Annotated in this window: 7 protein-coding genes and 4 pseudogenes; 7 read left to right on the forward strand and 4 right to left on the reverse strand. The window is 68.5% G+C overall.

From position 1 onward, the window contains the following. Positions 1 to 254 precede the first annotated feature (254 nt). Positions 255 to 500, forward strand: coding sequence for a Tn3 family transposase (locus ACWDEX_RS14655; RefSeq protein ID WP_450463660.1), 246 nt, complete (start codon positions 255 to 257; stop codon positions 498 to 500). Between the two features lie 156 nt (positions 501 to 656). Here ACWDEX_RS14655 and ACWDEX_RS14660 read toward each other — a convergent pair whose 3' ends face one another. Beyond that, complete coding sequence (locus ACWDEX_RS14660; RefSeq protein ID WP_450463661.1) at positions 657 to 1655, reverse strand: helix-turn-helix transcriptional regulator; 999 nt, start codon at positions 1653 to 1655, stop codon at positions 657 to 659. Positions 1656 to 1738: 83 nt separating this feature from the next. Here ACWDEX_RS14660 and ACWDEX_RS14665 point away from each other — a divergent pair, with 83 nt between their 5' ends. From ACWDEX_RS14665 to ACWDEX_RS14685, 5 genes and pseudogenes are all read left to right on the forward strand, one after another. After that, positions 1739 to 2695, forward strand: coding sequence for a DinB family protein (locus ACWDEX_RS14665; protein WP_450463662.1), 957 nt, complete (start codon positions 1739 to 1741; stop codon positions 2693 to 2695). Between the two features lie 447 nt (positions 2696 to 3142). Further along, a pseudogene (locus tag ACWDEX_RS14670) lies at positions 3143 to 3223 on the forward strand (zinc finger domain-containing protein); the annotation flags it as partial. A 163-nt stretch (positions 3224 to 3386) separates the two neighbouring features. Continuing rightward, positions 3387 to 4166 carry a recombinase family protein gene (locus tag ACWDEX_RS14675; RefSeq protein WP_450463675.1) on the forward strand — a complete coding sequence of 260 codons (780 nt, stop codon included), beginning with the start codon at positions 3387 to 3389 and terminating at the stop codon, positions 4164 to 4166. Positions 4167 to 4611: 445 nt separating this feature from the next. After that, positions 4612 to 4773, forward strand: a pseudogene (locus ACWDEX_RS14680) (IS5-like element IS4811 family transposase); the annotation flags it as partial. A 254-nt stretch (positions 4774 to 5027) separates the two neighbouring features. After that, a complete protein-coding gene (locus ACWDEX_RS14685; RefSeq protein ID WP_450463663.1) occupies positions 5028 to 6158 on the forward strand; it encodes a methyltransferase in 1131 nt (376 codons plus the stop codon). 369 nt (positions 6159 to 6527) lie between these two features. On the opposite strand, the gene ACWDEX_RS14690 is transcribed toward ACWDEX_RS14685, so the two are convergent. Both ACWDEX_RS14690 and ACWDEX_RS14695 read right to left on the reverse strand, forming a co-directional pair. Beyond that, entirely contained in the window at positions 6528 to 9053 is a 2526-nt protein-coding gene (locus ACWDEX_RS14690; RefSeq protein WP_450463664.1) for an ABC transporter permease, read from the reverse strand. Positions 9054 to 9101: 48 nt separating this feature from the next. Beyond that, a pseudogene (locus tag ACWDEX_RS14695) lies at positions 9102 to 9883 on the reverse strand (ABC transporter ATP-binding protein). A 191-nt stretch (positions 9884 to 10074) separates the two neighbouring features. On the opposite strand from ACWDEX_RS14695, the pseudogene ACWDEX_RS14700 reads away from it, so the two are divergent. Further along, positions 10075 to 10429 (forward strand): annotated as a pseudogene (locus ACWDEX_RS14700) (NUDIX domain-containing protein); the annotation flags it as partial. On the opposite strand, the gene ACWDEX_RS14705 reads toward ACWDEX_RS14700, so the two are convergent. Then, on the reverse strand, positions 10400 to 10703 hold a 304-nt coding region (locus tag ACWDEX_RS14705; protein ID WP_450463677.1), incomplete at its 5' end, for a DUF6000 family protein. The pseudogene ACWDEX_RS14700 and the gene ACWDEX_RS14705 sit on opposite strands and share 30 nt — an antisense overlap.

Genomic DNA, 10703 nt, shown 5'->3' on the forward strand with positions numbered 1-10703 from the left:
CCCGACCTCGGACGCGCAATGGCCGGCTCTACCGGAACGTCAGCATCGCGGAGGTCCAGGACGGCAAGGCGATCCGTGTTACCGATTACTGGGGTGAGCCGACTACTACCCCGGAGTGGCAGCGGCCGCTGACGGACCGGCTGGACATGCCGGCGGACGGCATCTGGCCCGATACACAGCGCCTCAGACACCACTGACCTGGCATGTCGGCGCTCGACATTTCACCTTCGCTCCGCCGATCGCGGAAGCCATCCGTGCTGTACGCCCTGGACATCGCCGAGATCGTCCGGCAGCTCCAGGAGGAGGGCCACGTCATCGACCCCGAGGATCTGGCCCACATCTCGCCGTACCTGACCGAGCACATCCGCCGCTTCGGCGAGTACTCCACCCATGAACTCGGCCTCCAGCCCGAGGCGTACGACCCGCACCTGGACATCGACTTCAGCCCGCTCCGCGGGGACGACCCACCCGGTGCCGACGGCTACGGGCAGGCAGCATGATCCCCCGCTCACAGGAGAGCCAGGGCGTGCCGCTGCCTCATCAGGCCCGATGCCTGCGGCGTCGTCGGCCCGGCGCATGGCGAAGCCGAGAGATCGGGTCGACGTGCTCGGCGAGGAGGCAGCGAAGGCGCTCCTCGGCGCTGGCGTGGTCGCGGCTCATTGCTCATGCATGTCCAGCGCCGGTGAGATCGTTGCGCCGGCCGACAGCAGTCTCTGCGCCAGTGCACGGCATCGCGTCCCGAGCTCCGGAGGGTCGAGTATCTCGAAGTCGTGTCCCAGCAGGAGTACGTGCATGAGCACGGCGTCGAGGCGTTCGGCGCCACTGAGCACCTCGCAGAGTTCGCTCCCGCGCTGTCGTACAACGGCCGCCGACGCCGGAAGCTGCGCGCGCACCGTGTCGGCCGACGCGTGCACGAGGAAGCGCGCCTGGTGCGGGTAGACCCGGCTCGCCACGCCCTCTTGCACGTACGTCGCTGCGTCGGGCGCCGCGCGCGGGCGGAAGCGCCAGGCCCGTGCAGAGACATCGGTCATCCGGTCGACGCGGAAGCTGCGCCAGTCGGCGCGATCGAGGTCGTAGGCAAGGAGGTACCAGCGCCGGTCGGAAGTGACCAGGCGATAGGGCTCGACCCGTCGCCGTCGCACCTCGCTCCCGGACGGGTAGTCGAAGCCTGCCTCGACCTCGTCGCGGCAGGCTCTGGCCAGCATCATGAGCACCTCGGGGTCGACCGGCGTGCGGCCTCCGTCGAAGGACGCCACCGAGCTGGTGAGAGCGCGCATCTCGTGCCGCAGCCGGGTGGGCAGTACCTGGTCGAGCTTGGTCAGCGCCCGGAGCGCGGCGTCGCCGGCGCCGGCGACCGCGCCGCCCGCGCCGGCGAGCAGCGAGATCGCGGTGGCGATGGCCTCATGGTCGTCGAGAAGCAGCGGCGGCAGGTCCTGCCCTGGGCCGAGCTGGTAGCCTCCGCCGACACCCTGGCTGGCATGCACCGGATAGCCGAGGGCGCGCAACCGCTCGACATCACGCCGTACCGTGCGCGGCGTGACCCCGAGCCGGTCGGCGAGCTCGGGGCCGGTCCAGACCTGACGCTGCTGCAACAGCCCGAGCAGCGTGAGCACCCGCTCCGTCGTACCCCGCTCGTCACCGCTTGCCACATCCATGTCGCCCACCATGCCAGAAATAGCGGACCGATCCTGTCCGCTAGAGGTGTCAGGGTGACTCCATGGACGCAAACGAACTCGACTTGAACCGGACGCTGCGCGAGCAGTTGGAGTTTCACTGGAACCACCAGCTCCGAGCCCGGCTTGAGGGCCTGACCGACGACGAGTACTTCTGGTCGCCGGTGCCGGACGCCTGGAGCGTGCAGCCGCGCGGCAACTCGACGGCGCCCGTGCGGCTAGGTGCCGGGGACTTCACGATGGACTACGCCTCCCCCCAGCCGGTCCCAGCGGCCTTCACCACGATCGCCTGGCGACTCGGTCACGTCATCGTCGGCGTGCTCGCCGCGCGCAACGCGGTGCACTTCGGCGCGCCGGCGGCGTCGTACGAGACTTGGGAGTACGCCGGCAGCGCGGCCACCGCACTCGACCAACTCCAGACCCAGCTCGACGTCTGGCTGGCCGGGGTGCGCGGCCTCGGCAACGCCGGGCTCCGGGTACCGGTCGGCGCGAAGGAGCCCTTCCCCGACATGCCCATGGCTGACCTGGTGCTGCACATCCACCGCGAACTGATCCATCACCTGTCCGAGGTCTGCCTGCTGCGCGACCTCTACCTGCACAGGAAACTTGGCACCTCTAGGGAGAGGCCCATGACCGCAAAGACGACACATCTCGACCCTGAGGAACTCCACAGCAACCCTGCCTTCACGCAGGGTGTGATCGCACCCGCTGCCCGGACGCTCCATGTTGGTGGCCAACTCGGCACCGATAGCGCCGGAAACCTGCTCGACGGTATTGAGGCGCAAACCGCTCAGGCAATGCGAAACGTGCTGACTGTGCTTGCTGCCGCGGGTACCGGTCCTGAGCATGTCGCCAAACTCAACATCTACCTCGTCAATGGGGTCGACGCACAGGTGGGATACGCGGCGTCGCGATCAGTGTGGGGCAATCACCGCACAGCCATCACGGTCGTTTCCACCGCAGGGCACGCTCGCCCAGGCGCGCTCGTGGAGATCGACGCAGTAGCGATCATTCCCGAATAGGACGAACCCACGGATCGAGACTGCAAAGGCGCAACTCGCCGCGTGGTCGATGAACAGCGCCGTAGCGCGATCGGCTGTCGAGACGTGTCCGGCCCTGACGTGCGGCCAGAGCAGCTCCTCCGCGGTCGAACGGCGGGCTGTACGGGGCGGCGATGCTGAGCCGTACGGCCCGCCACCGTCCTCCCAGGCCAACAGTCGCCGCCGCCCTCGACCAGCAGCGATGACGACTCGCGAATCCGGTCAAGGTGGGGCCTCACGCACACTCAGAACGCCAACCTCCTCTCATAAACGGTCCTTTCCCGGAGCAAGATTGGGAATGGGCCGCCGAGCCGTCGTTGAACTCGGATCGGTTCTCAGAACTCGTTCTCACGTAAAGAGGCGATCCACTCTCTTCTGAGAACCGTTTGTGACAAGAACTGGGGTCATGACGGACCCTCAAGACCCTCCCTGACCGACGCGGACGAAGTCGAGCGCCACCCCTGCCCCCGGTGCGCGGCCGAGCCTGGCTCGCCATGCCGCTCACGCGGCGGAGCGGTCGCCGGGATCTACCACACCGGGCGATTCAAGAAGGTGCCTCGACTCTCCAAGATGCTTCGGGTGCCAACTCCGGCCGACCGGGGGCCCGGACAGTCGGGGCGGCCCGGCACCTCGCCCCCGGCGCCCATCGCCCCCGGACACCCTGAGCGCGGACATCCGCTTCGTATACGCGCGATGTTCGACCCTCGCCCAGGAACTCCAGTCGCAGCTCGACGCACTTGCAGGGCGCGGCATCCCACGCGACAAGATCTTCAGCGAGAAGATCAGCACCCGCGTGAGAGTCCGCCCGCAGTTCGAGGCCGCGCTCAAGGCCGCCCGCGAGATCAAGGCCCACGCCCCGCACTGCCGGGTCATCTTCACCGTGTACGAGATGAAGCGCCTCGGCCGCGACGCCGCCGAACTCACCGCGCTCGCCGACCACCTGGCCGCCCACGGCCTGGTACTGGAGATGCTCGCCGGACCGCTTCAGGGGATGTACGACCCGAGCGGGCACGGAAGGCTGCTGTTCGCGTTCTTCGCCGCGATGGCGGAGACCGAGCGGGAGAACATCCGCGAGTCCACGCTCGAAGGGCTCGACGCTGCGGCCCGCAGGGGCAAGCACGGCGGCCGGCCCCAGGTCATCACCGACGACATGCTGCACACCGTGCTGCGGCGCCGCGCGGGCGAGTCCGTCGAGCAGATCCGGCCTGACCTGATCATCCCCACCGGCAAACGCAAGGGACAGAGCCCCAGCGTCGCCAGTATCTACCGGGCCCTCGCCGAACACGAGAAGTCCCAGGCGTACCCCGAAGTCATCGAGGCGGCCGAGACGATTTTGTGGCCCTCCAGGGTACCGACGACATCCCCCGGCCCCGGTCGGCCCGCATCCTCACGCCGGACGCCAAGTCGTAACGAGCTGCCCGGGCTCCAAGATCATCCCGTGGCGGGTTTCTGACGTATCTGGGTCATGCCCCTGTCAGGCACACCAAGGGGTATGCGGTCGGGATCAGTACGACCCGCTTGTACTCATTTTCGGACTTTGTCGCTGATGATTGAACGTCATCGAGGCGGTACTTAACATGTGCCCCTTGGCACAACGGACGATGGTCCGCTCCGTGAAGTCGAGCCACCGTGTGACGACCCTTCAGGGCGTGCGACACGGCTCCAGAGACGAACCACTGCACCAGCGTCGCGGCGAGGTGGACCCCGGCCTGGGCGGTCTCCAGGGTCTCGGGCACCGTCGCGGTCCGCCGTGGCGTGAGGTCTGCCCCTGCCACAGCGTGCGCATCATGGTCTCGGCGGGGCCGATCGGATCGCCAGCGGGGGCCGGGATCGCGGTGCTGAACGTGGCGGGCGTTCTTGATCTCGCCCCGCATCGTGCCGAGGGTGGCCTTAAAGCCGAGCGGACGATCGGCTTGTGCATGAACGCCCGCCGCAACGCACGCGACTACGAACGTCTCCCGCAGCACTCCGAGGCCCATCTGAACTGGGCACTCATCACCATGATGACCAGGCGCCTCATCCGCAAGAGCCCCCGCACCAGTCAGTGGACGAAAAAGCCCACCCGCTGGCCTGGCCGAGATGGTGTTTGGAAGCCGAGCAACACCTGTGCGAGCCTGCTGCCACTCCTCCGAAAGGACTGGCCTTGATGCTCGGCATGGTTGTCTGGGACGTCCGCTCTCGCGCTTCGACGCGAGAGCGGTAACGACCACCTGCCTTAACCCACACGCCTGTCCGATGGACAGGCGTCGGTTCAGCCTGCTCCCCGTCGAAGTGCTCTTCTTGCCCCCGCACGTTCGACCACGAGGAGTACGTGGTGTCCACCATCCACTGGACCACAGGCCACACCCACCAGTCCGCCCGCTGGCATTCCGAGATCGGCGCACCCCTTCCACAGCGAACCGTCGTCGCCGATGACCGGATGAAGGCCAACGACGCCTACCGCCAGGCATGTGAGGGAACTGCCCTGCTCTGGCAAGGCGACTTCCACAACGCCCGGCAATTGCTTCGGGCGATGGGCCGCCGCATCGACCGCAAATCGCCCAGGCCCAGCACTTCCCTGAGCGAGGCCTTCCACCTGCACCGACGCAGCAGCAGTCACCGCGCCCTTGTCCTCGGAAAGCTCCTGGTGCTGCTGGACGACGACTGCAGGCTGGCGTTGCGCCGAGCTCCCAACGTTCGCCAGGCATGTCTGGAAGCCTACGGTCCCCCACAAGGACCCACGGCGGTCTCTCTCCGTGAACTGCTGGGAGTGATCGGCGCTCACCAGTGGCGCCTGAAAGGGGTCGACGTGCCGGCGCTCGGCACCCGGATCCACCCCCACTACGGCGTGTTCGCGCCTGTCAGAGGCGAGTACGTCGACCTGGTCGCCCATGCGCCTCTGCCACCGCAGACCCGGCACAGTCCCGCTACCAGTACAGCGTTCGATCTCGGCACGGGAACCGGCGTCCTCGCCGCGGTCCTTGCCCGCCGCGGAATCAACCGCGTCGTGGCCACCGATATCAGCCCACGCGCCCTGACCTGCGCCAGGGAGAACGCCCACCGGCTCGCACTGACCGGCCGTATCGAGGTCTCGGGCCCCGGCCTGTTCCCCGAAGGCCGCGCCGACCTCATCGTGTGCAATCCGCCCTGGCTCCCCGCCCGTCCGACCAGCTCCATCGAGCAAGGCGTCTACGACCCAGACAGCACCATGCTCCACAGCTTCCTCGCTGGACTTTCCGCCCACCTCCGGCCAGGCGGCGAAGGCTGGCTCATCCTGTCCGACCTGGCAGAGCACCTCGGCCTCCGGACACGTCAGCAACTGCTCGACGCCATCCAAGCAGCACGCCTCCGCGTTGTGGACAAGATCGACACCAAGCCCCAGCATCCACGCGCCAAGGACGCCACCGACCCACTACACGCAGCACGAAGCGCCGAGACCACGTCCCTCTGGCGTTTGACAGCATGATCGGCAGCCCAATCACGCAACGGCATCTCACCTCCCAGTTCCCCAGGTGAGCACATCCCGTGGGTGACCTCGCCACGCCCACGGGATGACCCGATCCCCCGCCAAGCCTGAGGGTCGAAAACACCTACTCAAGTTGCAAGTTTCGTCCCGTGCTGATCAGGCAACTGCCTTGCAAGGTGGCGGTACGTGGCGACGGCCGCCCACCGGTCCCGAACGTCGTAATACGCCAGCAGATGCTGCGGCAGGCCGTTCTCTCCGGGCGGTAGCACTGCTTCGGCTGGAGGCGGGAGCCGCGTGGCCGGCCCCACAGGAACGGCGGATGCCCGCGATGTGGAGTCCGGGGCCCTTCCCGGTATGCGGGCGGCGCGGTCACTCGGCCTTGATGGCCGCCAGCATGTTCAGTTTCGCCGCGCGGCGGGCCGGCCAGACCGCGGCCAGCATGCCGACCACGGCGGTCAGGGCGAAGAAGATGCCCATCCGGCCCCACGGCACGACCAGCTCGTACGTCGTGAGCGAGGCGCTGATCAGCTCACCGGCTGCCCAGCCGAAGAACACGCCGAGCCCGATGCCGAGCACCCCGCCGAACAGGGAGATCAGCAGCGACTCCAGGTGCACCATGCGCTTGACGCCGGAGCGGTCCAGGCCGATGGCGCGCAGCATGCCGATCTCCTGGGAGCGCTCGAAGACCGACATCGCCAGCGTGTTGACGACACCGAGGACGGCGACGATCACGGCCATGGCCAGCAGCGCGTACAGCATGTTCAGGAGCAGGTTGACCGACTGGGAGATGCCCTCGGAGACGTCGTCCTGGTCCTGGACGGAGATCGCAGGGTTCTTGCCCAGCGCGTCGATCAGCTTGTCCTTGGTGGCCTCGGTGGCGCCGCCCTTCGTCTTGACCATCACCTGAAGGTCGCTGACGTGCTTCTGGTGCGTGCCGAGGACGCTGTTGTCGACGAGGATCTGCCGGATCATCTCGTTGCCCTGGTAGACACCCGAGACGGTCAGGGTCTCCTTCGTGCCGTCCTCGAACGTCACGGGGAGACGGGAGCCGACCTTCCAGCCCTTCTCCTTGGCCGTGCCGCTGTCAATGACCGCCTTGCCGCCGACCAGGCCGTCCAGGGACCCGGAGGAGAAGTCGAGACGGGTCAGCTCACCGAAGGCCGCGCCGTTGACGCCGGTCAGGTACGTGGTCTTGCCGCCGATACGGGCAGCGGAGCTGCGCAGCGCGCTGGAGGCGGTGACCTCGTCGAGGGATGAGAGCTTCTTCTCCACCTCGGGGGAGAGCGGCGTCATACCGACCATGGACACCACGTAGTCGGCCTTGAGGGAATCCCTCGCCATCTTGTCGATGCCCTTCTGGACGCTGTTCCCGATCACCGTCAGACCGGTGATGAGGGTCAGGCCCACCATCAGGGCGGAGGCGGTGGCCGCCGTACGGCGGGGGTTGCGTACCGCGTTCTGCCGGGCGATGGTGCCCGCGATGCCGAACGCGCGGAGCGCGGGCCCGGCGAGGGCGATCAGCGGGCGGGACAGCAGCGGCGTCAGGACGAACACACCGATCAGCAGCAGCACCGCGCCCAGGCCCATCACGGCCTTGCCGTCCTTCATGCCGGCGGCGACCAGCACGGCGGCGACACCGGCGCCCGCGAAGAGCGCGCCGACGGTGTTGCGGACGACCAGCGACTTGGTGGTGGCGGTGGCGTGCACGCTGTTCATCGCGGCGACCGGCGGGATCTTCGCGGCGCGGCGGCCAGGCAGCCAGGCGGCGAGGACGGTCACGCCGACGCCGACCAGCAGCGCGGTGAAGACGGTGGAGACGGAGACGACCAGCGGGCCATCGGGGACGATCGCGCCGGTGCTGCTCATCAGGGCGCGCATCCCAGCGCCGATGCCGATGCCGATGGCCAGACCCGTGACGGCGGCGACCGCGCCGACGACCACGGCCTCGATGAGCACGGAGCGGGTGACCTGGCGGCGGCTCGCGCCGACCGCGCGCAGCAGCGCCAACTCCTTGGTGCGCTGGGCGACCAGCATGGTGAAGGTGTTGGCGATGAGGAAGACGCCGACGAACAGCGCGATGCCGGCGAAGCCCAGGAGGCCCGTCTTCACGCTGTCCATGCTCTTCTCGGTCTGCTCGGCGTCGTCCTCGGCGAGCTTCTTGCCGGTGCCGGCGTCGGCACCCTTGGCGGGCAGGACCTTCTCGATCTCCGAGAGCAGCGCGGCCTGCGAGGTGCCCGGAGCGGCCTTGACGTGGATCTCGCTGTAGCGGCTGGGGCCAGTGAACAGCTTCTGGGCGGTGGCATTGTCGAACAGTGCGAGGCTGCCGCCGGCCGTGACCGCGCCGTCGTCGGTGGTGAAGATGCCGGTCAGCGTGGTCTTGCGGACCGGTCCGTCGACGGAGACGCGGACGGTGTCGCCGACCTTGTAGCCGGCCTCGTCGGCGGTCCGGGAGTCCAGGGCGATCTGGCCGGTGCTGTGCGGGGGGCTGCCGTCGCGCATCGGGTAGCGGGGGTCCTTGCCGTCGGCGCCGGGGTAGTAGTTGCCGCCGCGGGTGGAGAACCCGTGGCCGATCAGCTTGCCGTTCTTGTCGGCGATGGCGGTGAACCCGGTGACCGTGCCAGAGGCCGATTCGGCGCCGGGCACCTTGGCGGCCTTGTCGAGCAGCTTCCGGTCGAGGGAGGGCCGGGCGCCGGGGCCGGTCTGGGAGCTGTCCGGCTGGATGGCGACGTCGACGCCGGCGTAGCCCTTGAGGGCGCTGTCGCGGAGGGCTTCGGAGATGGTCGAGGTGAAGACCAGGGTGCCGGAGACGAAGGCCACGCCGAGCATCACGGCGAGGACGGTCATCAGCAGCCGGGCCTTGTGCGCGAGCACATTGCGCATGGCGGTACGGAACATGGGTGAGTCAGTCCTGGAGAAGAGGGGCGAAGTGCGGTCGGCTGCCGGTCAGCTGGTGCGTCCCTTGGCGTCGAAGCCCTTCATCCGCTCCAGCACCTTGTCGGCGGTCGGGTCGGGCATGTTGTCGACGATCCGGCCGTCCGCGGGAAGACGACACGGTCCGCGTAGGAGGCGGCGACGGAGTCATGGGTGACCATCACGACGGTCCGGCCCAGTTCGCGTACGGAGTCGCGGAGGAAGCCGAGGACCTCGGCGCCGGAGCGGGAGTCGAGGTTGCCGGTGGGCTCGTCCGCGAAGACGATCTCGGGCCGGGAGGCCAGCGCGCGGGCGACCGCGACGCGCTGCTGCTGGCCGCCGGAGAGCTGGCTCGGGCGGTGCTTGAGGCGGCCGGAGAGGCCGACGGTCGCCACGACGCGGTCCAGCCAGGCGCGGTCCGGCTTACGGACCGCGATGTCCATGGGCAGGGTGATGTTCTCCAGCGCGGACAGCGTCGGCAGCAGGTTGAACGCCTGGAAGATGAAGCCGATCTTGTCGCGGCGCAGCTGGGTCAGCTTCTTGTCCTTCAGACCGGTCAGCTCGGTGTCGCCGATGCGGGCGGAGCCCCCAGACATCGTGTCCAGCCCGGCCATGCAGTGCATCAGCGTCGACTTACCGGACCCCGAGGGGCCCATGATCGCGGTGAACTGGGCCTGGTGGAACTCGACGGAGACGGCGTCGAGCGCGACGACCTGGGTGTCTCCCTCCCCGTAGACCTTGGTGAGTTCCGTGGCGCGGGCGGCCACCGCCGTGGCGTAGCTGGCAGAGGGGACGCCGAAGTGGGTGGTGGTCACGGGGAGGGGCTCCTGTCGGGACGTGCGGGCCGCCGGAGGGGCACGAGGCCGGATTTCGACGATGGCTACATGGGCCGTGTCATGAGGACCCGTCCATCGTCGCCACGGAAACCGGCCCGGATGTCAACCCGTGTGACCGTCCTGGGGACAGTCCTGGGGCGTAGCGGTCACCTGCGCGGTCATCCCTGGGGATGATTGGGCACCCTGACGAAAGTCGCCCCAACAACCCGCCCGACGAAGGGAACACCGTGGCCCAGCAGACCGACGACCGCTCTCAAGCCCTCAAGCCGGCGCTCGAATCGATGACACTGCTGGTCGCGGCCGTCATCGTCCACGACAAGGCCACCAACCGCGTCGTCCTCCTCCAGCGCAGCGAGAACGCCAAGTTCGCCCAAGGCATGTGGGACCTCCCCGTCGGCAAGAGCGAACCGGGCGAGCCCATCACGGAGACGGCAGTCCGCGAGCTGTACGACTGGCCGCACGGTGAAGCCCGAGTCCCTCAAGGTCGCCCACACTTCACGTAGCCGCAGTCAGGTGGCTGCGCCTACGACCGGGTCCAGCCGTTGGCGAAGGCACAGTGGAGGTCCGTCCAGCGGCGCTGCTCGGCAGGGGTGTAGTCGGGGTGGTCGCGGAGGTGGACGAGGGCCACTGGTCCCAGAGACCGTCGGGCTGGGTGAAGCGGGCCGCGCGGTGGGTGCCGAGGCGGGCGTCAAGGTGGAGGAGGGCGCACCTGGTACACCACCGAGCGGTACCAGGACTGCAGAAAGGTCCGGGAGGGCACCGAGACGTACCGGCGGGTCGTGCGTCGGGAACGGTGGTG

Source organism: Streptomyces sp. NPDC001020, from assembly GCF_053599115.1.